The 24740-nt window shown below is 32.8% G+C and carries 21 protein-coding genes; 18 read left to right on the top strand and 3 right to left on the bottom strand.

Annotated features, from left to right (window positions below; genetic code table 11):
• The first annotated feature begins 9 nt into the window (after positions 1-9).
• The 11 genes from CDLVIII_RS19590 to CDLVIII_RS19540 all read left to right on the top strand — a co-directional run bounded on the left by CDLVIII_RS19590 (position 10) and on the right by CDLVIII_RS19540 (position 13966).
• Positions 10-1164 carry a PucR family transcriptional regulator ligand-binding domain-containing protein gene (locus tag CDLVIII_RS19590; RefSeq protein ID WP_009171211.1) on the top strand — a complete coding sequence of 385 codons (1155 nt, stop codon included), beginning with the start codon at positions 10-12 and terminating at the stop codon, positions 1162-1164.
• 384 nt (positions 1165-1548) lie between these two features.
• On the top strand, positions 1549-3060 hold the full coding sequence (locus CDLVIII_RS19585; protein ID WP_009171210.1) for a methyl-accepting chemotaxis protein: 1512 nt from the start codon (positions 1549-1551) through the stop codon (positions 3058-3060).
• A 279-nt stretch (positions 3061-3339) separates the two neighbouring features.
• The gene (locus CDLVIII_RS19580) at positions 3340-4665 is read left to right on the top strand and encodes an aminotransferase class III-fold pyridoxal phosphate-dependent enzyme (RefSeq protein ID WP_009171209.1); all 1326 of its coding nucleotides are present in this window, start codon (positions 3340-3342) and stop codon (positions 4663-4665) included.
• Positions 4666-4679: 14 nt separating this feature from the next.
• Complete coding sequence (locus CDLVIII_RS19575) at positions 4680-5831, top strand: iron-containing alcohol dehydrogenase (RefSeq protein ID WP_009171208.1); 1152 nt, start codon at positions 4680-4682, stop codon at positions 5829-5831.
• Positions 5832-6014: 183 nt separating this feature from the next.
• Positions 6015-6830, top strand: a complete 816-nt coding sequence (locus CDLVIII_RS19570; protein ID WP_009171207.1) for an ABC transporter ATP-binding protein — start codon at positions 6015-6017, stop codon at positions 6828-6830.
• A gap of 2 nt (positions 6831-6832) precedes the next feature.
• Positions 6833-7609: an ABC transporter permease gene (locus CDLVIII_RS19565; RefSeq protein ID WP_009171206.1), complete on the top strand. Its 777-nt coding sequence runs from the start codon at positions 6833-6835 to the stop codon at positions 7607-7609.
• A 71-nt stretch (positions 7610-7680) separates the two neighbouring features.
• Positions 7681-8448, top strand: a complete 768-nt coding sequence (locus CDLVIII_RS19560) for an ABC transporter permease subunit (protein ID WP_009171205.1) — start codon at positions 7681-7683, stop codon at positions 8446-8448.
• A 30-nt stretch (positions 8449-8478) separates the two neighbouring features.
• Entirely contained in the window at positions 8479-9534 is a 1056-nt protein-coding gene (locus CDLVIII_RS19555; RefSeq protein WP_009171204.1) for an ABC transporter substrate-binding protein, read from the top strand.
• A gap of 205 nt (positions 9535-9739) precedes the next feature.
• The gene (gene hydA / locus CDLVIII_RS19550) at positions 9740-11107 is read left to right on the top strand and encodes a dihydropyrimidinase (protein ID WP_009171203.1); all 1368 of its coding nucleotides are present in this window, start codon (positions 9740-9742) and stop codon (positions 11105-11107) included.
• Between the two features lie 88 nt (positions 11108-11195).
• Positions 11196-12698 carry an NAD-dependent dihydropyrimidine dehydrogenase subunit PreA gene (gene preA, locus CDLVIII_RS19545; protein ID WP_009171202.1) on the top strand — a complete coding sequence of 501 codons (1503 nt, stop codon included), beginning with the start codon at positions 11196-11198 and terminating at the stop codon, positions 12696-12698.
• A gap of 44 nt (positions 12699-12742) precedes the next feature.
• On the top strand, positions 12743-13966 hold the full coding sequence (locus tag CDLVIII_RS19540) for a Zn-dependent hydrolase (RefSeq protein WP_009171201.1): 1224 nt from the start codon (positions 12743-12745) through the stop codon (positions 13964-13966).
• A gap of 52 nt (positions 13967-14018) precedes the next feature.
• Here CDLVIII_RS19540 and CDLVIII_RS31500 read toward each other — a convergent pair whose 3' ends face one another.
• Complete coding sequence (locus CDLVIII_RS31500) at positions 14019-14192, bottom strand: hypothetical protein (RefSeq protein ID WP_009171200.1); 174 nt, start codon at positions 14190-14192, stop codon at positions 14019-14021.
• 178 nt (positions 14193-14370) lie between these two features.
• Between CDLVIII_RS31500 and CDLVIII_RS19535 the strand changes: the two genes are divergently transcribed.
• Both CDLVIII_RS19535 and CDLVIII_RS19530 read left to right on the top strand, forming a co-directional pair.
• Positions 14371-15135 carry a zinc dependent phospholipase C family protein gene (locus CDLVIII_RS19535; protein WP_009171199.1) on the top strand — a complete coding sequence of 255 codons (765 nt, stop codon included), beginning with the start codon at positions 14371-14373 and terminating at the stop codon, positions 15133-15135.
• A 228-nt stretch (positions 15136-15363) separates the two neighbouring features.
• Positions 15364-16233, top strand: coding sequence for a hypothetical protein (locus tag CDLVIII_RS19530; protein WP_009171198.1), 870 nt, complete (start codon positions 15364-15366; stop codon positions 16231-16233).
• 201 nt (positions 16234-16434) lie between these two features.
• Here CDLVIII_RS19530 and CDLVIII_RS19525 read toward each other — a convergent pair whose 3' ends face one another.
• Entirely contained in the window at positions 16435-17328 is an 894-nt protein-coding gene (locus tag CDLVIII_RS19525; protein ID WP_009171197.1) for an SDR family oxidoreductase, read from the bottom strand.
• Positions 17329-17664: 336 nt separating this feature from the next.
• On the opposite strand from CDLVIII_RS19525, the gene CDLVIII_RS19520 reads away from it, so the two are divergent.
• Positions 17665-18255, top strand: a complete 591-nt coding sequence (locus tag CDLVIII_RS19520) for a TetR/AcrR family transcriptional regulator (RefSeq protein WP_009171196.1) — start codon at positions 17665-17667, stop codon at positions 18253-18255.
• 188 nt (positions 18256-18443) lie between these two features.
• Here CDLVIII_RS19520 and CDLVIII_RS19515 read toward each other — a convergent pair whose 3' ends face one another.
• Entirely contained in the window at positions 18444-19589 is a 1146-nt protein-coding gene (locus CDLVIII_RS19515; protein ID WP_009171195.1) for an epoxide hydrolase family protein, read from the bottom strand.
• A gap of 278 nt (positions 19590-19867) precedes the next feature.
• Between CDLVIII_RS19515 and CDLVIII_RS19510 the strand changes: the two genes are divergently transcribed.
• The 4 genes from CDLVIII_RS19510 to CDLVIII_RS19495 all read left to right on the top strand — a co-directional run bounded on the left by CDLVIII_RS19510 (position 19868) and on the right by CDLVIII_RS19495 (position 24702).
• A complete protein-coding gene (locus CDLVIII_RS19510; protein ID WP_009171194.1) occupies positions 19868-20722 on the top strand; it encodes an AraC family transcriptional regulator in 855 nt (284 codons plus the stop codon).
• A 402-nt stretch (positions 20723-21124) separates the two neighbouring features.
• Positions 21125-21910: an electron transfer flavoprotein subunit beta/FixA family protein gene (locus CDLVIII_RS19505; protein WP_009171193.1), complete on the top strand. Its 786-nt coding sequence runs from the start codon at positions 21125-21127 to the stop codon at positions 21908-21910.
• 19 nt (positions 21911-21929) lie between these two features.
• Positions 21930-22868 carry an electron transfer flavoprotein subunit alpha/FixB family protein gene (locus tag CDLVIII_RS19500; RefSeq protein WP_009171192.1) on the top strand — a complete coding sequence of 313 codons (939 nt, stop codon included), beginning with the start codon at positions 21930-21932 and terminating at the stop codon, positions 22866-22868.
• A 298-nt stretch (positions 22869-23166) separates the two neighbouring features.
• Positions 23167-24702 carry an L-lactate permease gene (locus CDLVIII_RS19495; RefSeq protein ID WP_009171191.1) on the top strand — a complete coding sequence of 512 codons (1536 nt, stop codon included), beginning with the start codon at positions 23167-23169 and terminating at the stop codon, positions 24700-24702.
• Positions 24703-24740: the final 38 nt, after the last annotated feature.

Raw genomic sequence — 24740 nt, 5'->3', positions numbered from 1 at the left:
TGAAGAAAAATGTCAGTTACTGTAGGAAAACTGTTTGGAAATGGAGCTGTTTTATATCAGATGAAATTGTTAGCTGGTCAAAAGGGGCTCAATAATCTTGTGGAATGGGTTCATATTATTGAAAACGATGAGATTAGTGAGTTTCTTCATGGAAAGGAAGTTGTATTTACTTCTGGTATTCTAAACACTAATGATGAATGGTTATTAGAATATGCAAAAAAGCTATATAGTGTCGGTACGAGTGCTTTTGTTGTAAATATTGGACCATATACAAAATCAATACCACAAAAAGTAATAGAATATTGTGATGCTGTCAATTTGCCGCTTTATACTATTCCATGGGAAACACGGATGGTAGATGTAACAAGAGATATATGTTATCGGATTATGAAAAGCGATGAGACAGAAGCGAGTATTGCAACTACAATTAAAAACATAATTTTTAAGATAGGTGATTTAGATACATTAATTTTACAGATGGAGAGATATGGGTATTTAAGAGACAGCCGTTTCTGTTTTATTGCAATATCTTTTGAGAACAGTCAGAATAGCGATGAAGATTATAACATGAAAAAAATAAAGATGTATTCAGAAAGAATTGCTAGAAGTATTCATCAATTATATATTTCATTTTCCTATAATGATTGTTGCATTTTAGTTCTTGTAGATTATAGTGATTATGATATTGATAATTTTGTAAACACTTTCTTAAAGAATTGGGATGATGGTTTGTGGGAAATACATTTAGGCATTAGTGAAAATTTAAATGATATTAAAGTGCAGGATGAGAATTTTAATAAGGCATTAACAGCTATGAAGATGGCAAAAAAGAAAGACAAGAAGGTTATTTATTATAAAAAACTTGATATTTATAAGCTGCTTTTAAATTCTAAGGATAAAGAAGTGCTAAAAGAATATTACGAAGATACTTTAGGGAAATTAGAAAAATATGATAAAGAAAACAATACTGATTTAGTTGATTTTATGTATATGTACTTAGAAAACAATGGGAGCCAGAGTCTTGTAGCAGAAAAGCAGTATATTCATAGAAATACAGTTAACAATCAATTGAAAAAAGTTGAAAAGATTACGGGATATAACCCGTTAGATTTAGAAGAAAAACTAAGGTTCTATTTAGGATTTTATATTAAAGATCTGCTATAGATTTACAATAGCTTGTAACTCATCACTATTAACTCATAATTAAGTTAAGGCACTATCAAATAAAAACAAGTCCGATTGCAAGGATATTTTGGACTCATTATTTATTTTCATGTGCTAAGTGTGCATGTGCACAGATTAATATGGTCATTTGCCTGCTTAAAAATATAAAAAATATGTGTATAATTTATATTATTACAAATGGAAAAAGGTAGCAAAGGGGCTTATTCATAGAATAAGCTCCTTTTTTAAATCAAAAAGCTTCAAAAAAGTGGAATTAAAGATGAAAGGGTGAGAATTTAATTGAGTTGTATAAAAAAACTTTTAAAGTTAAGAGTATATGAGTTACCAGAGTATTAAAATATAAAGAATAGGGAAGTGATAAAGATGAATATTAATAGTTTAAATTTAGCAGAGTTAATTATAATACTGGTATTAATGGGATTACTTATAATAAAAAATTGGAGGAGTAAAAAACTTAAAAGTGAATATGATATGGCAGTTCAGAAAATAGTTTCAGGAAATTTTTCATTTGATCTAACAAATGAAAAAGAAATTAATAATAAGTTTATAAAAATAACTAAGAAGCTGTTGTTTTGGGTATATAGTACTTTAAAATCATCAACAGAAATCTCAGAGCAGGTAAAGCATGTAAATAAATCCTGCAGGGAATCTATAAAAACGTCTGAAGAAATAAAAAGCAAGTTTGCTGAATTTGATGAGAAATCTAAATCAACCCTCAGGCATTTGGAGGAATTAAATAAACTATCAATAGAAACTTACAATTCTCAAGAAAAAATATATAATTTATCTAATAATGCGCGTGAAACTGCAAATAATACAGAAAATAATATAAAATCAGGAAGCAATACAGTTGAGATTGCGGTTAATATACTTGAGGATATGAATGTACATATAGAAAATTTAACAAATCATATGGGGAGTTTATCAAGTATAACCAATAGGGTTGATGATATGGCTCAATTAATAAATAAACTTTCTTCTAATATTAATCTGCTGTCATTAAATGCGGCTATTGAGGCAGCAAGAGCTGGAGAGGCAGGAAAGGGCTTTGCGGTTGTAGCCTCTGAAATTGGCAAATTGGCTGATGAAAGTTCTGAATATGCAAAAAATATTAAAAGCAACATATCTGAAATAAATACAAGGACAAATGAGGTGGTTGATGCTATGAGCATATTATCTCAAAAGAGGACAGAAGCTCATGAGTCAACAAATTCAATTAAAAATTATTTTAATGATATTAATAGTGAAATTATGGAAATAACAACATCTATACATACGGTGTCTGGAAAAATTAAAGAAGGATTAGATTTTAATAGAGAGATTAAAACAACTTCAGAGGATGTTTCAAACTTCTTCGAAGAATTCATGGCTGAACTCGATTTAATAAATGAAGATATTAAGTATCAAAATAAGTTAGAAAATGATAATGCTGAAAGCTGCAATAATATGCTAAAATCCATAGAAAACATGCTTAAGTTTACTCAAGAGTTTGAAAATATAATAGCAGATAAACTTGTTAGTAAATGCAGGATGATTTCTGAGAAATTAGTGAAAGGAGATTTAAATAAAAATAATATAAGTAAATATTGTGAAGAAAATGGAATATCAGAAGTTTATATAACCGACGACGATGGGGTAACAATTATGACTAATAATGCTCCAGCCATGGGCTTTAGATTTACAGAGGACGAAACATCTCAATCACATGTATTTAGAAAAGTCCTTGAAGATAGGAATTCTATAGTTACACAAAACTTCCAGAAAAGAGACCTAGATAATAGATATTTTAAGTATGTAGCTGTTTCAAGAAAAGACTCAAAAGGAATAGTGCAGGCAGGCTTAGATGTTGAAGATATATTAGCTTTAAAGATATGATAAGGTATAAAAACGAAAAAAGGTGAGGCGTGTTTCAATTGAAGAGCAGCCCAGCCTTTTTTTACTATGAGTTCATAATTTATAACTCTCAATTAAGTTAAGTGTGCAACTGCACAAATAAGATTAGTCACTTATTTGTTGAAACGGAGTATAAGCCATTATATAATAAATACAAGTTAAAGAAAAAACGAATTTATATAGGAAAACAGCAACGGAGCTTGTTCACTTGAATAAGTTCCGTTTTTTATTTGCATAAGTAAAGTAAGGGGAGTGTTTAAAATGAATAGTGAAGAAATTAAAAGTACATTAAAAAAATATAATTTGCAATCTTGGAGTAAGCAAAGAAATATAAATCCAATTCCAATAGAAAAAGCTGAGGGAATTTACTTCTGGGATTATGATGGAAATCGTTATTCAGATATGTCATCACAACTTGTAAATATGAATCTAGGCTTCGGAAATAAAGCCATAGGAGATGCAATTAAAGAACAGGTTGATAAATTTTGCTTTATAGGCCCATCTTATGGAGCTGAATCTAGAGCAAAGCTTGCAAAAAAAGTAGTTGAACTAATGCCTGACAACATGGGAAAGGTATTTTTCACAAATGCTGGTGCAGAATCAAATGAAAATGCTATAAAAATTGCAAGAATGTTCACTGGAAAGACAAAAGTTTTCAGCCGTTACCGCAGCTATCATGGATCTTCTTTTGGATCAGGAAACCTAACAGGAGAACCTAGAAGATATGCATTAGAACCAGGAATTCCAGGATTTATAAAATTCTTTGATCCATATATTTATAGAGAACCAATTGAATTTGAATCTGAAGAAGCAGCTACAAAATATTATTTAGCAAAGCTTAGAGAACAAATTATTTATGAAGGACCAAATAGTGTGGCAGCTATAGTACTTGAAACTATTACAGGATCAAATGGTGTAATTATTCCACCAAAAGGATATCTTCCAGGAATCAGAGCATTATGTGATGAATTTAATATACTTATGATCTGCGATGAAGTTATGACAGGCTGGGGAAGAACTGGTAAGATGTTTGCTTTTGAAAATTTTGATGTAAAACCAGATATAGTTACTTTTGCAAAAGGTGTTACCTGCGGATATGTTCAGCTTGGTGGTGTTGTTGTAACTAAAGAAATTGCAGAATATTTCGACGATAATCTGTTATCTTGTGGTCTAACATATAGTGGACATCCTCTAGCTTGTGCAGCAGGAGTTGCTACAGTAAATTATTATGAAGAAGCAAATATATTAGAAAATGTTAATACAGTAGGTAAAGTGCTTGGTGAAAAATTAGAAGCTATGAAAGCCTCTCATCCAAGTGTTGGAGATGTAAGATATATAGGATTATTTTCAGCAGTTGAACTTGTAAAAGATAAAACAACTAAGGAACCATTAGTACCATATGGCAAAGATCCGGAAGGAATAATGGGAAAAATAATTGGTCTTTTAAAAGAAAGAGAATTTATGACTTACTCTCATGAGAATATGATATTAATTTCTCCTCCGTTAATAATTACTAAAGAACAATTAGAAGAAGAACTTGCAAAATTCGATGAGGTGTTAAGCATCGTAGATAAAGAATATATTTAGATGAGGTGAATTAGATGGCATATGAATTTAGTTTACCAGGACGTACAATTCTTGGAGATAACGCATTAGAAGCCAGTGAAAATGTGATAAAGACTTTTGGAAAAAAAGCATTTATAGTTTCAGGAAAAAATGTGACTAAAGCGGGGACAGTTAAAATCCTTACAGACTGCTTAACTAAATGGGAAATTGATTTTGAAGTGTTTAATGACATTACAGGTGAACCAACAGAAGTTATGACTGAAAGTGGTGTAAAAGCGTATAAGGCAGCAAAGTGTGATTTCTTAATAGCCATAGGTGGAGGAAGCCCTCTAGATAGTGGTAAAGCAATTGCAGCAATGACAAAATTAGAAGGCGAGATATGTGATTATATGGGAAAGTCAATAGAAGGTGATTTCCCCAAAATGGTGTTAATTCCAACTACAGCAGGCACAGGATCGGAAGCTACAAAATTTACGGTAATCACAGATTCAAAGAAGAATATCAAAATGCTTCTAAAGGGAGAAGCATTGCTACCAGATTTGGCAGTTATTGATTCTAAGTTTTCACTCACAGCACCAAAAGGCGTAACAGCAGCAACTGGAATGGATGCACTTACACATGCAGTAGAAGCATATACTTCTAAAAAAGCAGGCCCATTAACAGATACTTTTGCTTTAGCTGCTATTAAAAGAATTTTTGAGTATTTACCTCTAGCTTATTTAAATGGTCAAGATAAAAAGGCAAGAGAAGAAATGGCTATAGCAGCTTATGAGGCAGGGATATGTATAAATAATTCTTCTGTAACAATAGTTCATGGAATGAGTAGACCTATAGGAGCTAATTTTCATGTAGCTCATGGAATTTCAAACGCTATGCTTATAAAGGAATGTTTAACTTATGTTTTAGATGGAACATATGAACGTTTTGGAAATATAGGAAGAGCAATAGGTGCAGCAGACGAAACAAAAAGTGATAAAGAAGCAGCAGAAGCTTTTTTAGAAAAACTTACAGAACTATGTGATATATGCGAAATTCCTACTTTAAAGGAATATGGAATTAATAAAGAAGATTTTGATGCAGTAGTAAATAAAATGGCCCAAGATGCCATTGACAGTGGAAGTCCATCTAATACAATAAAAGAGGTTACAAAAGAGGATTTATTAAAAATATATAGTCAGCTATGGTAGAAATTAAATAAAAACTAATAATAAAATTTTCTTAGATTATTAAAAAATATAGAACAATTGCAACGGCGCAAAACCTAAAAAGTTTTGCGCCGTTTTTTAATTGAAAGAAAGCTAGCAGCTTTAATTCAAAATTGTTAATTGTTAACTACAAATTGTTAACTTGAGAAAAGGAGGTTTAAATTGATGAATACAGCGATAAATAAAACTGAACTTCCAAATTCAATGGAAGAAAATATAGAAATAAAAATAGAAAATTTAAGTATGGTTTACCAAGATAAAAATGGAGGTGAGCCAGTAACAGCACTTAAAAATGTAAATTTAGAAGTTAAGGAAGGCGAATTTATTTCACTTCTTGGACCCTCAGGTTGTGGTAAAACAACTTTACTTAGAATAATAGCTGATCTGCTTCAGCCTTCAAGTGGAAAAGTAACGGTAAGAGGACAAACTCCGAGAGATATAAGATTACAAAAAAAATATGGAATAGTATTTCAAAACCCAGTTTTATATGATTGGAGAACAGTTAGAAGAAATGTATGTATGCCTATGGAACTTTTAGAAATGCCTAAGCCTAAGCGTACAGAAAGAGTTACAGAAATGCTCGATTTAGTTGGACTCACGAATTTTGGAAAACATTATCCTTATGAACTTAGTGGAGGAATGCAGCAAAGAGTTGGGATTGCCAGAGCACTTGCAATTAATCCAGAAATACTTTTAATGGATGAACCATTTTCAGCCTTAGATGAATTTACACGTGAGAAGCTTCATGAGGACTTACTTAATATATGGACAAAAACAAAAAAGACTGTAATATTTGTAACTCACAATATTTCAGAAGCAGTATTTTTATCAGATAAAGTGGTAGTGCTTTCACCACATCCTGGACGTGTTTCAGCAGTAATTGATATTGATATACCAAGACCAAGAAACATGGAATCAAAACAAACAACACAATTTTATGATTATATAACAAAGATTCGAAATAGCTTTGAGGGGGTGTAGCCATGATAGATAAGAAAGAAAAATATAAGGTTAATTTAGTCTGGACTATTGGAATTATTCTAGTTTGGGAATTAATTGCTTTCTTTCTAGACAAAATAGCTAAAGATCCTATGGCAGCATCAAAATTGCCATATCCTCATGAGGTTGTAATATCAATTACTCAAAATTTTACAGAACTTGTGGGAGCAGCTGGATTGACTTTTTCAAGAGCAGTCATGGGTTTTGCTCTTGGAACAGCCATAGGGGTTGTGTTAGCAATAATTATGAGTTTATCAAGGGTTGTTGAAAAAATATCTTTGCCATACCTTATTGTATCGCAAATGGTACCTGTTTTAGGGCTGGCGCCTATTATCTTCACTCTTGTAAAAGATATGGATGCATCAAGAATAATAATTGCAGCCTACATCACGTTTTTTCCAGTATCCATAAATATGTTAAGTGGATTAAACAGTGTTGATAGCGAAAAGAAAGAATTACTATATTCTTACGCAGCAAAGAAAAAGAGCATTTATTACAAACTTATGATTCCATATTCTCTTCCATATTTATTTGCAGGCTTAAAAATAGCAGCACCAATGTCAATTACAGCTTCTATTTTAATAGATATGCTTGGCTCAAGCGGAGGAATTGGAGTAAAGCTTCTTTATTCTTTATATTCAGGAACAAAAGATGTATTTTGGGCTTCAGTGGTGACAAGTGCTCTTATGGGTATTATTAGTTATTTCATTGTTATCTTAGCTGAAAAAATTTGTATGCCTTGGAGAAAACAAATTACATAAAACGCGTAAAGAGATAATTGTATTAGAAATTATTAGTTTTGGAATACTTCTTAAAGAAAGGGGATCAATATATGGGAGAAAAAATTAAAAATGTTCTATGGCCATTAGGCTTTGGAATTTTAATAATAGCTATTTGGGAATTAGGTTTTATCCATAGTGCCTTGGGTTTTAAGCCTTTTCAACTACCAATACCTTCACAGATAGTAAAAACGCTGCAGAGTAATTTTTCTAAAGCGATATATGATACTTCGGTTACAGTATCAGGAGCATTAGTGGGAATGGCTTTAGGCTGCATAATTGGTTTTATTGTTGCTCTTATAGCTACTCAGTTTCCAAAGTGGGGTTATACAGGACTTACAGTAATATCAGCCTTTAATGCAATTCCAATTGTTGCATTATCGCCTATAATGAATCGCTGGTTTACCAGTGGATTTGCACAAAAGGTTGGAGTCGTAACAGTTGTATGCATGGCTGCAATGGCAATTAATGCCTATCGTGGTTTAAATGACTTAAAACCATTTTCAAAGGATCTGTTAGAATCTTATGCAGCATCCAATAAAATTATATTTTTTAAACTTCGTCTGCCTAATTGTCTTCCAAGTATATTTACAGCATTGAAAATTAATGTTGCCGCAGCAATAATGGCAGCTATGATAAGTGAATATTTTGCTTCATCAACTTCAGGTATTGGCTTTGGAGTAAAAGATAATTTAAGAAAAGGAATGATGGCAATGGGGTGGTCTTACATAGTTATGGCAGCTGTAATTGGTATTGTTCTATACTCAATAATTATACTGGTAGAACGCAGAGCTATAAAATGGCATGCTTCACAAAGATAAAAATTTTATTTAATAGGGAGGAATTTAATTATGAAAAAAAGATTATTAGCTTTATTTACAATGATAATGATGATGACTGCAATGCTTATAGGATGTGGATCTAATTCATCCTCATCAGGCTCGTCAAATTCAGGTGACACGGCAAAGACAAGTGATGGAGGACTTCAAAAAGTAACACTTCAATTAAAATGGCTTCCACAATCACAATTTATGGGATACTATGTGGCAGCAGCAAAAGGTTACTATAAAGATGAAGGAATTGATCTTCAAATTCTTCCAGGTGGAAGTGACATTATTCCAGAACAAAACGTATATAACGGCGTAGCAGATATTGGAGTTAGCTGGGTATCAAGTTTAATGACATATCAAGCTCAAGGCTATAATTTACAAGAGGTTGCTCAAACCTTTCAAAAGTCAGGTATGTTACTAGTATCTAAGAAAGAAAAGGGAATTACTTCACCAAAAGATTTAGCAGGTAAAAAAGTTGCAAACTGGTTTGGTGGAAACGAATATGAACTTCTTGCACTACTTGCAAAATATAATCTAGACAAAGAGAAAGATTTAAAGCTTGTACAACAAGACTTTACAATGGATCAGCTAAAAGAAGGTTCTGTAGATGCAGCTTCAGCAATGACATATAACGAACTAGGGTTAGTACTTGAAGGTGGAACAAGCAAAGACGACTTAAACATAATAGACATGAATGATGAAGGCGTTGCAATGATGGAAGACTGTCTATTTGTAAATTCTGATTGGGCATCTAAAAACAAAGATTTATTAGTTAAGTTCTTAAAAGCTTCAATCAAAGGCTGGCAGGATGCAGTTAAAGATCCAGAAGCAGCAGGAAAGACAGTTTACGATGTTGATAAATCAGTATCTTTAGATCACCAAGTATACATGGCAAAAGAAGTTGCAAAACTTGTAGCTCCAGAAGGTTTTGATACTTCAAAGATCGGACAAATCGATATGAATGCTATTAAACAAACAGGGGATTTCTTAAAGAAATACAATAAAGATTTAGCTAAAGATCCAGTAGTTGATGATACTACATTTACATCAAAATATTTGGATGAAGCTGAAAAATAGTTATGAGCTATAAATTATAAGTTATGAATTATTAGTGACAAGTTATTAAGTTAAGGATAGAAGTTTTAAGTCAGGTTTAAAAATTTTTAATTTAAATTTTAAAGATTATAGAAATATAATTTTGAAAAACTTAAGGCTTTTCTTCCTTAACTTATCACTCATAACTCGTCACTTATAACTAAAAAAGGTTGGGAGGAGAATTTTTATGGATTTAATTATTAAAAATGGGACTATTGTAACACCATCAGAGTCTTATATAGCTGATATAGGTGTAAATAATGGAAAAATAGTAGCAATAGGAACTGGTTTTTCTGAAGAAGGTGCTAAGGTAGTAGATGCAAAGGGAAAGTTAGTATTACCAGGTGCCATTGATGCTCATACACATTTAGCAATGCCATTTGGAGGAACAGTTTCAGCAGATAATTATCTTGCAGGAACAAGAGCAGCAGCTTGTGGTGGTGTTACAACAGTTTTTGATTATCCAATGCAAAGAAAAGGAAGTGGGATAATTGAAACCATTGAGTCAAGAAAAGATATCTGTGATGCTGAAGCCTGCGTAGACTATGCATTTCACTGCTGTATAACAGACTTAAATGGCGGCGCTATTTTAGATGAATTTGAAGCTGCTGTTAATTATGGAATTACAAGCTTTAAATGCTTCTTAGTATATAAGAAGGAAGGCATGATGGTAGACGATGGGACTTTGGTCAAAATATTATTAAAAGCAAAAGAAACAGGTGCTATTACTAATATTCATGCAGAGAATCCAGATGTAATTGACTTGAATATTGAAAAATTCTTAAAAGAGGGCAAGACTTCAGCCTGGTATCACTATTTAAGCAGACCAGAATTTGTAGAAGCAGAAGCTGACAAGAGGGCAATTCACTGGGCTAAATCGGTGGAAGCACCATTATATATAGTTCATATGGCAGACAAAGAAGGCTTGGAAGCAGCTATAGCTGCAAAAAATGATGGTCATGAGATTTATATAGAAACATGTCCGCAGTATTTGGAATTTACCTGTGATGTATATAAGAGAGAAGATGGAAGAAACTTTGTATGCTCACCTCCAATGAAAGGTCATGAGAGCCAGGATGCACTTTGGAAGGCAATTGAATCAGGTGCTATAGATACTGTAGCTACAGATCACTGTCCATTCCAAAGCTATGAAAAAGACTGGGGAAAAGATGATTTCACAAAGATCCCTAATGGTTGTGCAGGGGTAGAAAACTTATATCCTTATATGCTTTCAGCAGCAAATGAAGGGAAAATAACTTTTAATCGTGCAGTTGAATTGTGTTCGTTTAATCCAGCTAAAATATTTGGCTGTGCAGATAAAGGATCTTTAGCAGTTGGAAAGGATGCAGATATTGTAATTTATGATCCAAATAAAGATTTCACAATTTCAGTAGATAACATGCATTCAGATTATGATCACACTATTTGGGAAGGAAAGAAACTTCACGGATATCCAGTAAAGACCTTTGTACGTGGAAATTTAGTATATGATGATGGAAACTTTGTTGGAAAGCCAGGGTTTGGACAATTTGTAAAGAGAGTAGGACGTAAATAGTAAGGCGTATGAAAGAAAATAGGCAAGGTTACTTACTTGTTATTTCTTTGATAATGCTTAAACAGGCAGATAATTAGGAGGAATGGAAATGAGTAGTTTATTTAATAAGGATATTTCTATTAATGAATATGTGTCAGGGTGTCTTTTATGCAATGAAGCACCTTGTAGTAAAGCTTGTCCCCACATGCTTGAGGCGGATAACATTATTCGTTCTTTAAGATTTGAAAACAAGGCTGGGGCAGTGAATAAACTGCCACATCCGCTTCCTTGTGAGACTTGCAAAGGAAAACCATGCAAAGAAGCATGTTTAAAAGGAAAAATTAATGAACCAGTACCAATCGATAAAATTATGAAAGCAATTGCAGCTGAACCTAAAGTAAAAGAGGAAGATGTTGATTTATCTATAGATTTTTGCGGTGTTCATACTGAAAACCCATTTTTCCTTTCTTCATCAGTAGTTGGAAGCAATTATGAGATGGTGGCTAAGGCTTTTGATATGGGATGGGCAGGAGTAGCTTTTAAAACTATCGGTATGTTTGTACCAAAAGAAGTTTCTCCAAGGTTCGCAGCTTTAACTAAGGAAAATTTACCTTTTATAGGTTTTAAAAATATAGAACAGATTTCAGATCATACCTTAGAAGAAAATATTCAGTTTTTAAAACAGTTAAAGAAAGATTATCCAACTAAAGTCATTGTTGCATCAATTATGGGACAGAATGAGGAAGAGTGGACTAAGCTTGCAAGGCTTATGACAGAAGCAGGAGCTGATATCATAGAATGTAATTTCTCGTGTCCACATATGACAGGGGAAGGTTTAGGCTCTGACGTTGGACAAAATCCAGAATTAGTTGCTTTGTATACTAAGGCAACTAGAAAAGGAACTCATTTGCCAATACTTGCAAAGATGACACCTAATATTGGCAACATGGAAATACCAGCAATGGCTGCAATGAAAGCAGGAGCTACAGGAATTGCTGCTATTAATACAATTAAGAGTATTATGAATATAGATCTGGAGAGCTTTGAATCTGCACCAAATGTAGAAGGAAAGTCAAGCGTTGGAGGGTATTCTGGAAAGGCAGTAAAACCAATAGCATTAAGGTTTATTCATAATATGAAGGTCTGTGAGGATTTAAAAGATGCACCTATAAGCGGAATGGGTGGTATTGAAACGTGGGTAGATGCAGCTGAGTTTTTGGCTTTAGGCTGTGAAAATCTACAAATAACTACTTCAGTTATGCAATATGGTTATAGGATTATTGATGATTTGATAGGTGGAATGAAATTATATTTAAGTTCACAAGGTTATAAAAGTGTAGGTGAAATAATTGGGAAAGCCTTACCTAATATCGTTCCAGCAGACGAGCTTGAAAGAGACGGTATATGCTATCCAAAATTTGATAGAGAAAAGTGCTTAGGTTGTGGAAGATGTTATTTATCATGTTTTGATGGAGGGCATCAGGCTATAAAAATGGATGAAAAGACAAACAAACCTATGCTTATAGCAAATAAGTGTGTTGGATGTCAGTTATGTTCTACTGTCTGTCCAGTTAATGCAATCTCACCAGCCAAAAGAGTAATAAAAAAATAAAGTTTTTTAAATAGATTAAACGGATTTAAAGGGAGGATATTGATATGATTACATGTAATATTGAAAGAATGGACGATAAAATTAAAACTTTTAGCAAGTTTGGTGATACAGGAAATGGAGGTATAACAAGATTATCTTTATCTCCAGCAGCTTTAGAAGCTAGAGAAGAATTTTGCAAAAGGTGTAAAGCCCTTGGAATGGAAATAAAGACAGATGATATGGCTAACATTTATGCAACAATTAAAGGTGAAGCAGATTTACCAGCTATTATGATGGGATCGCACGCGGATTCAGTTAAACAAGGAGGAAATTATGACGGTATTCTAGGTGTTCTTACTGCTTTAGAGGCAGCAGAAACCATAGTTACAGAAAAAATACCTCATAAACATCCAATAACAGTAGTTATATGGACTAATGAAGAAGGTGCTCGTTTTGAACCAGCAATGATGTCATCAGGAGTCATAACAGGAAAATTTGATAAAGATGTAATGCTTGCATCTACAGATACAGAAGGGGTTACATTTAAAGAAGCTTTAGAAGCTAGTGGATATATGGGAGAGCCTTCTAATAGAATGACTCCTGAAAAATATATGGCATTAGTAGAGCTTCATATAGAGCAAGGACCAGTCTTAGAAGATGAGAAAATTGATATAGGCGTTGTTGAAGGTGTCTGCGGTATGATTAACTACGAATTTACATTTGTAGGTCAGGCTGATCATGCAGGAACAACACCAATGAAATATAGAAAAGACGCGTTATATGCAGCAGTAAAAACAATTCAATATCTCCATGATGAACTTGATAAACTTGACAGTAAGCTAGTATATACAACAGGAAAGATTTCAGCGCATCCAAATATTCATACTGTTATTCCTGACATCGTAAAGTTCACTTTAGATGCTAGGCATCAAGATCCAGAAGTGATTAAGCAGGTTCTTAGCATTATTAAAGCTATTCCTAAGGTAGTTGAGAAATGTACAGCAAGCTATGAGGAAGCATGGTCACGTAAGACAGTTCATTATTATCCTGAATTTATAGATTATGTTGAAAAGAACGCCAAGGAATATGGATACTCCTCAATGAGAATGTATAGTGGTCCAGGCCATGATGCACAATTCATTACAGATGTGATTCCAACTACAATGATTTTTGTTCCAAGTAAAGATGGACACAGTCACTGTGAAAAGGAATTTACACCTGTTGAAAACTGCTGGAAGGGTGCAAATGTATTATTACAAACAATCTTAGATATAGATAAAAGTAATTAAGAGTTAAGTATAAAAGCCAATCTTATGACGTTAATGCATAAGATTGGCTTTTTTATTTAGTTAAGTCTTTTATTGAAGTACTATCTAATGAAGGTCTCTTTTCAATATCAACTATTCCTAAATTATAGGGACCATAAGCGATTATAGAATCTAGATGGCTATCTGTAACAGCATTCATATCATTAATTTTGATATTTTTGTTAGAATCTTTATATTTATCGAACATAACTATACCTCCATGAATTATTCTTTTGAATCCACATATATATATTTTGCCCAATAGGATGTTTAAAAATACAATATAATAAAATTATTTATATTAAAAGATTAGATTCTTTACGGATAATAGTCAGATTTATGTTTATAATAACTTTAGCATAAGTATATTAATAGGAATGGTGATTATGGATACTCTAGAAAAATCTTATTCATATGTATTTAAAGGCATATTAAAAGCTGTAAATCCTATAAAGAAAAAAATAATAAAGACTGAGTGTAAAGTTCATAAATTCATAAATGTTCAGGCCGTAATAATATTAAAAAATGATGGACATATAGAAGCGCATAAACTTATGAACTTATATATAGATGATATAAATGCAGGAGTAGTTTGGGCTGATCAAGATCTAAAAAGCAATAATCATTTTTATAATCCACATAAGGACAAAGGACTATATGGAAGCAGCAATGCAAAAAAGGAATGCATATCATACTACGCAAAAGCTCTTGATGATTATTTTCATGGTGATATTAGAAGTTCGATGTTCTATTTAGGGGCAGCTTGTCATTTAATTCAAGACTTGACAGTTCCACAGCATGCTAACGTTAATTTATTAGATAATCACAGAAGTTATGAGAATTGGGTAATTAGAATGCATATACATTATGATGAATTCAAAATAAAAGAAGGAGGAATATATTTTAATTCTTTAAATCAATATATTATTTCTAATAGCAAAAGAGCTATAAATATATATAGGAAGCATTCTCATGTGAAAAACAGGAGTGTAAGGTTTCGTCTGATTACTTCGAGGATACTAACAATGGCTGAGGCTACCACTGCAGGTTTAATGTTTAAATTTTATAGAGACATAGAAGAAATTAAGTCCATTAGAATTACTAAGCAGAAAAATTCCTTTGAGGATATTATAAGGAGATTAATAGGTTAATTGGAATATATAATATTAATTAGCATATTTTTTACAAAATATGTTATAATCAATTTATGATAGCAAAGTTTTCTAATATTATGAAAGTAAATATGTATGATGATAAAAGGACGTAATAGTAAGATTTGTTAGGGATTATAAATTTTGGGATTGTGTTATTTTTTATTGGATTAAATTTGTAGATGTATTTAAATAGTTATAAAGGCTTATTTTTGGGAGGAGAGTTAGGTGAGTAAATGCATGGAAGATTTACAAAATGCTAACACTTTAAAAAAGAGGACGAAGAGATTAAAAATAGGAGTTTTAGTTACTATAATAATAATTATATTTGGAACTATAGGAGTATTAAAATATAAATCAAATAGAGCTTCTACGGATAATTATTTATCATTAAATACAATAATTAGTACATTTAATAAAGGAGGTCTAATTCTCAAAGAAGATAAGTTAAAGTCTCCAGAGGATTTTGCTTTAAATGAAATAAAACCTGCTATTTTTAATATAGGAGATAGGAAGGATACACTTCTAATATATATTTTCAAGTCTTTTTTAGAACGAGATGAAATACTAAGACAAACTGATAAGTTTAACAATCCATTTTCTATAGAACAAATTCCTTTTAAAGCTAAGAATGCACTTATTGTTTATATTCCTTATGAATTACCAAAAACCGAGGAGGAGTATGCACCTATTAATAAACTGATAAGCACAATTTCTTCTACAGTGTTTAAGCAATTAAATGATGGTAAAGAGAAAGTATATAAAGGAGAAAGTGCAAACTGGGAGGGAACTTTTACTTTTAAATACTACGAACATTGGTTTCAAGATGAAAAGGCGATTCATTATGATAGTTACAGTTGGACATTCCCAGAAATCAAGTATAAAATGTCTGATATAAATGCCGTGGGTCCTATTACGTTTGAATATAAAGCTGGTAGCGAAAGTGGTAAATCCACAGGTATAATGCTTAATGAAGATGGACATGCTGATTTGGGAAGTGGAGGCGGTACTGGCCCAATACCAAGGGAAAATGAAGAAGTAAGTTTCACTATTAAATGGGAAGATAAAGAAGAGCATATTGTATTAAAGCCTCAATAATAAATGACAAAAATATTACAAAAGAATGTTTAAAGAAGAATATTACTGAGGCTGAAATTTAGAGTACCCAATTATGATACTAAGGAAAAAATAAGTGGAGTTTTTACAAAAATGGACTGCTAATATTGCAGTCCATTTTTTGCATATATTCTTTTAATAATGTGCTATTTTCTGAAATAAAAAAGCTCTTATTGTAAATGTCTACTCCATGGCAATATTCTGAATTAGTTCAAAATGCGTAGGCTGCCATCCAAGTCTTTCTTGAGTTAAAGCGTTGGATGCAGGAATATCTGCAGCAATAAGCTGACCTAGAGGTCCTCCCAAATGATTAACTGATTCCTCTGAGGAGATAGATTTAACTGGCAGGTTAAGGCGACGGCCGATAGCTTCCGCGATTTCTTTAAAAGGTATTCCCTCATTTGCTACTGCATGAAATATTGACCCAGCTGGTGCTTGTTCTAGTGCTAGTCTGTAAAGCTTAGCAGCATCAAGTCTGTGAACAGCTGGCCAGCGATTTGAACCATCGCCTACATAAGCTGAAAAGCCTTTGTTGCGAGCTATTTCAATAAGCATAGTAACTAAGCCATATCGTTCACCATCACCATATACTATCGGAGCAGGACGAACTACTGAAGCACGTACACCTTTAGATGCCAGTGAAAGTGTCAATGTTTCTGAAGCAGTTCGAGGACCTGCAGTTAAGCTTGAACTAGCCTTATCATCTTCTGTTAGTAAGAAGCCAGGCTTGATGCCGGCAGTTCCAAATGTCACCACTAATGGTTTATTGGATCCTGCAAGTGCACTGCCGAGTGCATCTATAGCGCGGCGATCAGTTTCACAGCAAGCAGCAAAATTTGTAATAAAATTGTCATGATCAAAAGCTGCATGAATTACGCCGTCTGCTGAAGACGCTCCACTGCGAAGGCTTTCTAGATCATCCAAAGATCCACGATGAGCTGTAGCTCCAGCAGCAGTAAGCGACGCAGCTGATGAATCTGACCTAGCAAGACCTATTACCTCATGTCCTGCACCAAGTAGTTCTTCAACGATTTTAGAGCCTATAAATCCTGTAGCGCCTGTAACAAAAATACGCATATTAAATTCCACCTTTCAAGTTAATTATATTTATAATATTATAAGTTACAGATTATACAATACGTAACTTATAATGTGATTATATCATTATATATTTTAAGTTACAAGTTATTTTGTATGTAACTTGTGATAAAATGAATTTTCATTTAAGAGGAATTAGAGATTCAAAGTTATACTAAACACTGTCACAAGTATATATAATAAACATGCTGACTTAAATAGAGCTATTAAAACCAATGAAGTATCAATAGACCTTGAATTAAAAATCAGTTACATTCAATGTAATTTGAAACATAAAGTTAAAAATGATATAATTAAAAATAAAATAAGAAAGCGGTGATAAATTTGGATAAGATCTCCTTAGATAAAGAAATAATTCTTGATGCAACAGAAGAAGTCATTCGCCGTTTCGGACCAGATAAAGCGAATATCACTGATGTAGCAAAATCATTGAAAGTAAGCCACGCTGCTATTTATAGATATTATAATGGAAAAACAGCCCTATGGAATGCTGTTACTGAGCGTTGGCTTACGCATTTGCATGCTCCGTCAAATGACATATTAAAAGAAGATAGTCCTGCAGATGTTAAACTTAGTAATTTACTAGAAAGCTTTGTTGAGGCTAAACATCACAGTTCTATCAATGATCCGGAAATGTTTGCAAATTACATAAAATTAGCACAAAGCTCAATGGAAGTGATAGAGAAGAGCAAAGAAGAGGGAATTAACTGTATTGAAAAGATTATAGTACAAGGAATTACAGAAGGCATATTTTTTACAGAATCCCCTTGTCAAGAGGCAAGAGCAGTATATCTTGCAACAAGTGTTTTTATATATCCAAGCTCATTTGAAGATCCAGATCGAAAACAAAACATACAATCTGTTGTAAAGCTTCTAATAAGAGGACTTAAAAATCCTAATATATGAATAATTTATGTATAGGAAGCGGCCGACAATAACTCAGTCATTTCTTATGTAATTTACAAAAGACAGTTTTAAGTTATATATGAGATGGGTATTCTATAAAATTGAAGCCATAGAGAAAAGCAAATCTCTAATGGCTTTAATTTATATCTTAGAATATTTCTCTGAAGGAGTATTGCGTACCAAATTTTTTATCTATAAGCTTTAAAGAATGAGCGAATTTCTTCAGCGAGAGGTTCAGGATCTTCCATAGCAGTAAAATGTCCACCCCTAGGCATTGTAGTCCATCGAGTGACATTTAAATGATTCATAGCCCATTTTTTGGGTGGCAGCAATACATCAGCTGGGAAAAGGGCTATACCTGTTGGTACATCTATGTGTCCCATTGGTGGTAATGAATGTACATTTTCATAATATGCATTTGCTGATGAGCGTATAGTATTTGTGATCCAGTAGATCATTATATTAGTGAGAAGTTCATCTTTACTAAAGCTTTTATTTAAATCACCATTACAATCACTCCAGCCACGGAATTTTTCTATAATCCATGCAGCCAAACCTACAGGTGAGTCAGAAAGTCCGTAGGCGATGGTTTGAGGTTTTGTAGATTGAATAGACATATAACCTCCCTCATTTGAAACCCATTCAGAGGCATTTTTCTCATATTGTAATTCCTCCTCTGAAAGTTCTGACTCATTCTGAGAAGCCGTAAGATTTCTAATAATACCGATATCTGTTAGATGGATTCCTATTAGAAGTTCTGGATGGTTTAGTGCCAAGTATCTTGTAACCCCTGAACCCATATCTCCTCCTGCAGCAGCGAATTTACTATAGCCAAGCTTTTCTGTCATTAGTTTAACCCAAAGCTCAGAAACACTATAATTGTTCATGCCACTATGTTTTGAAGCACTAGAAAAACCAAAGCCAGGTAGTGAAGGGACGATTACATCAAAAGAGTCTTTAGGATCACCTCCATAACTTGCAGGATCAGTAAGAAGGGGGATAATCTTTTGATAACGAATGAAACTATCAGGCCATCCATGAGTAAGTATAATTGGTGTTGGATTAGGTCCTTTACCTTTTTCGTGTATGAAGTGAATATCTATCCCATCCACATTACAGCGAAAATTAGAAAAACGATTTAATTCTTTTTCTTGTGCACGCCAGTCAAATTCATCCTTCCAATATGAAACAAGTGATTTTAAATAATTTATGTCAGTACCTCGCTCCCAATCTGAGCCTTCTATTTGATCAGGCCAGCGTACATGCGAGAGCCTGTATTTTAAATCATTAAGTACCTCATCAGATACTTGGATATTGAATTTTTCAATAGACATAATAATTCTCCTTTCATTAAGCTATGGTGAAATTAGTTAATCATAGCTTTTCTTCAGTGATTAATAATACGTATTATTTAGAAAATGTTATTTAGTTCTTTAATAATAGTTTATCATTTAGAAAATATGATACAATGTGATAAATGAAGCTTCTAACTATACTATTTGTAAAAGTATAGTTAGAAAGATAATAAAACTATTTGCCCTTAATTAATGAAAAATATCAATGGCAGTTTGAATTAATTATTTATTTTAATGTGCCCAATGGAGGAATGTTTATGCCACAGGTGGATCGTCACAAGAATAGAACTGTATATATTGAATTTATTGCAAATGAAAATTTTATAAATCTTCCTTATAGGGATCGTTTAACTATAACTTTTATTACGAGTGGAAGTATGCATTTACAATTGAATGATAGTTCTATAAAAATTGCAGCTCCAAGTATCCTTTGTTTATCGATGGAGGATAAAATACAAGTTCTTGAAAAGTGTAATGTAGCTTCTCAATCATTTTGTTTTCATCCTGAATTTTTTAATACAGCTCATTTTTCAGAAACTAATGGCTATCTGTCAACTAATCTAAAGATAAAAAGAGGTCTTTCACTTTTTAAAAAGGATAATATTAATACTGGGGTATATACTGCAATTGAGAAAGCCTATCCAAAATTATATGAGTGGTTTTTTATTATGGGAACTGAAGTATATGCACAGAGTGATTCTCTTTGGGTGTGCAGAATAAAAAAGTATTTAATACAAATCCTTGGTTTACTTGAGGAGTTTAACCACCATAGCGAAAAATTGCCTGTTAACTTAGCCTTAGAATATATATACATAAACTATTCTGATAAAATAACTTTAGAAGATTTAACAAGATATGCTCATTTGAATCGAGTGTCATTAAATAGAATGTTTCAAGATTTATATGGATGTACAGCAATAGGATACTTGATTTCATATCGCTTAAAAGTAGCTGAAGATCTTTTGACTCATACAGATATGAGTTTAAATGAAATTGCAAATGCTACTGGATTTGAGTATGATACATATTTTATAAAACAATTTACTGCTAAGAAAGACATAACACCAACAGAATTTAGGAAGGCTTCGCGGGAGTTTTCAAAACAGCAATAATAAATTTTAAGATTATAAAAGGATCAAGAAAATAAATTTGTATTAAATAAAGATAATATTTACGCGCAGAATAAAATTACTGCGTGTTTTTTTGTATATTAGTTTTACTTTATTTACATTATTGGATCAGAGAAGGTCTGAATTTAGGGCTTTTACAATATTTAAAAGAATAATTTTATAATTTTAGGGAAATATTATGAAATTATTTTTAAATAAATCATTGAAGTATTCGTTTTCATGTGGTAAAATTGATTTATAAATTGGTATGACCAATTTGCAATGCTTTGTGTAGGATGTAAATAGAAAAATAGTTATGAAATGATGTTTCTAACTATTCAAACACACAATGCTTTTATAAAAAAACACTTTAACAAATATAAAGGGATAAAGGAGAGGGAAAGTATGAATATTCTGTTATGTGTGAAGCAGGTTCCGGATGATTCCATTGAAATTCATTTGGATAATGAGAAGAAAAAACCTAATCTAAATGGAGTAAGTTTGGTAGCAAATGCATTTGATACGTATGCATTAGAGCTAGCAGTTCGTTTTGTTGAGGCTAATGGTGGAATGGTTAGTGTATTAACTGTTGGAGCTGATGATTCTTTAAACACATTAAAAAATTGTCTTGCTGTAGGAGCTAAAGAAGCATTCTTTGTAAAAGATGATTTATATGCAGATTTAGATGCTATGGGAACAGCTGAAGTCTTGGCAGATGCTATTCATAAAATTGAAAAGGACAAGGGTGAAAAATTTGATTTAATTCTTTGTGGAAAGGAATCTACAGATGAAATTACTGGTCAAGTAGGAGCTATGCTTGCTGAAAAATTAAAAACAGGTTTTATTAGCAGCGCAATTGAAATAGCTTTGAAAGATAATGGAATGGAAGTTCATCAAGAAACTGAAGAAGGATATAATTTAGTTTCTTTAGAATCTCCAGCTGTAATCACAGTAAGTAAACCAGATTATGATCCACGTTATCCTACTATTAAAACTAAGATGGCAAGCCGTAAGGCGGTAATTCCAACTTATTCAGCAGCAGAAATTGGAGAGGTAAAACAAGCAAAAGTACATTGCATTCAATATGTTGCACCTCCTAAGAAAGAGGCTGGTATCAAAATTCAAGAGAAAGATGCTGCAATTTCAGTAAGTGCTGTTATAGAGCAAATGAAAAAAGATAAAGCAATCTAATTAAGGAGGAAAAGAAAGTATGAAAGCATTATTGTTTATTGAAACAGATGGAGAAAAAGTACTAGGTGGAAGTCTCGAACTTATTAGCGCAGTAAAGGCATTAGATGCGGAAGCAGCAGCTCTTATAGTAGGCAGCAGGGCAGCTTCAGAAACAGTGGCAGATTTGGGGATTCCAGTTATTTTTATAGATGCTGCTACAGATTGTGATACATTAACAGAAGTATTATCAGAAACTGTTAAAGAACAAAACCCAGATATTATTTTATTAGCAAACACAACAGCAGCTAAAGACATTGCACCACGTATTGCGGGACGTATGAGTTTAGGATGCGTAAGTGATGTAATAGGAATGAATAAAACTGACGACAAAGTTATATATACTAGACCAGCTTATGGTGGAACAATTTTAGAACATATTGAAGTAGATGGTACAGCTGTAGTTACAGTTAGAAATGGAAGTTTTCCAAAACCAGAAGCTGCTTCAAATGCAGGAGTTACAGAAAAGAAGATAGAAATTTCAGCTGATGCCATTAAGGCAAAAATTATTGATACAGTAAAAGAAATTTCTGAATCAGTTAATTTAGAAGAGGCTGAGGTTATTGTTTCTGGTGGACGTGGAATGGGAAATGCAGAAAATTTCAAACTTGTTGAAGAATTAGCTAGTGTGCTTGGTGGTGTAGTTGGTGCAACAAGACCAGCTATTGAGGATGGATGGATTTCTCGTGCACATCAAGTTGGACAATCAGGAAAGATTGTAGCACCAAAACTTTATATTGCATGTGGTATTTCTGGAGCAACACAACATACATCTGGAATGACAGGTTCTGGTTATATTGTGGCAATTAATAAAGATGAGGAAGCTCCAATTTTTGAAATTGCTAATGTAAGTATTGTTGGAAATGTAACAGAGATTCTTCCAGTTATGATTGAAGAAATGAAAAAAGTAAAAGCAGAGTAAAGTTTTTTTCCAGATAAGAAAAGAGTTACCGTACTAAAAAATTATTGCGATAACTTAGAAATAAATCTCAATTCACAAGAAAATGAAATTATATATAAAATTTCACACTTGTATACTTAGAGAATTATTGAAAAAACATAAATGAATAAGAAACGCAGTATATAAAAAATAATTAAATCCGAATATATGTAAAAGCAGTATTAAACAGCAAGTGGGAAAATAAATAATCACGATGTAGTGGTCGTACCAATTGTAAAAAGGTTATACCATTTGAAAAATGTATAAGGAGGATAAAAAAATGCTGTTTTTTAAATTTTTAATGGCCATATTACCAATCCTTTGGCTCATAATTGCACTTAGCGGATTAAAGATGCCAGGTTATAAAGCCTGCTCTATTGCACTTGTTCTTACAATGTTTTTAGCTATTTTTTTCTGGAAATTAAATGTGGTTTATGCTGCGACAGGGGTATTAGAAGGAATACTTAACGCATTGTGGCCGATCTGTCTAGTTATTATTGCAGCTTTGTTTACGTATAATTTAATTTTACGTACAGGTGCGATGGATTTCATAAAAGAAATGTTAGCTGGAGTTTCTGTGGATAAAAGGGTTTTAACATTAATTATTGGATGGGGATTTGGGAATTTTATGGAAGGTATGGCTGGCTTCGGCACAGCGGTTGCTATTCCAGCGTCTATGCTTGCTGGTCTTGGATTAAATCCATTTTCAGCAGTTCTAGCTTGTTTGGTTGCTAACACTACTCCAACTGCGTTTGGATCAGTAGGAATACCTCTAGTAACAGTTTCTGCAGTAACAGGGGTTGGAGCTGGCGCAATAGCCGCAAGTACGGCAATAATCGAATCGCTTCTTATCTTTATCAGTCCATTTATTATGGTTTGCATTGTAGGTGGTGGAATAAAGGCATTAAAAGGCATATTTGCTATTACATTAGTTGCTGCATTATCATTTACAATACCTGCTTATATTACAGCAACTTTACTTGGACCAGAATTACCGGATATAGTAGGATCTATTTGCTGTATGGTGTGTACAAGTGTTGCAGCAAAAGTATTTAATAAAAAACCTCAAGATGAATATTGCATTAAAGTTAATAATGCAAAAGAAGCAATAACTTTATCATTTGGTAAAGCAATAAAAGCATGGTGTCCATTTATTTTGATATTCATAATGTTAATGGCTACATCAACATTAGTTCCACTACTTCATAATGCTATTGCAGTATTTAAGACTAGTGCAGTTGTATATGCTGGAAAAGGTGGAAGCACGTTAACTTTTAGTTGGATTAATACACCAGGTATTATTATCTTTATTGCTGCAATTATTGGCGGTCTTGTTCAAGGAGCAAAAGTATCACTGATGTTTGAGGTATTACTTAATACATTAAAAGCAAACTGGAAAACAATTGTTACAATTTGTGCGGTTATGTCAACAGCAAAGGTAATGGGTTATAGTGGAATGATTTCAGATATTGCAAGTCTTTTAGTTGTAGTTACAGGAGGAGCATATCCGTTAATTTCCCCATTAATTGGTGCCATTGGAGGGTTTGTCACAGGTTCGGGCACATCAACCAGTGTTTTATTTGGAGGATTACAAGTACAAACAGCACAAAATCTTGGACTTTCTGGAGCATGGATGGCGGCAGCAAATACTCTTGGAGCTGGTATCGGAAAGATGATTTGCCCTCAAAGCATTGCAATTGGCGCAAGTGCAATTGATAAGTCAGGTTCGGAAAGTAAAATTTTAAGAAGTGCATTTAAGTATTTTGTATGTTACGTAGTTATTGCTGGAATAATATGTTTTATAGGCACACTTTAAAATAATTTACAGTTGGCAGTGCACAGTTTACAGATGAG

This window comes from Clostridium sp. DL-VIII, assembly GCF_000230835.1.
Lineage (GTDB): Bacteria > Bacillota > Clostridia > Clostridiales > Clostridiaceae > Clostridium.
This window is presented reverse-complemented; position numbering and strand designations above follow the sequence as displayed.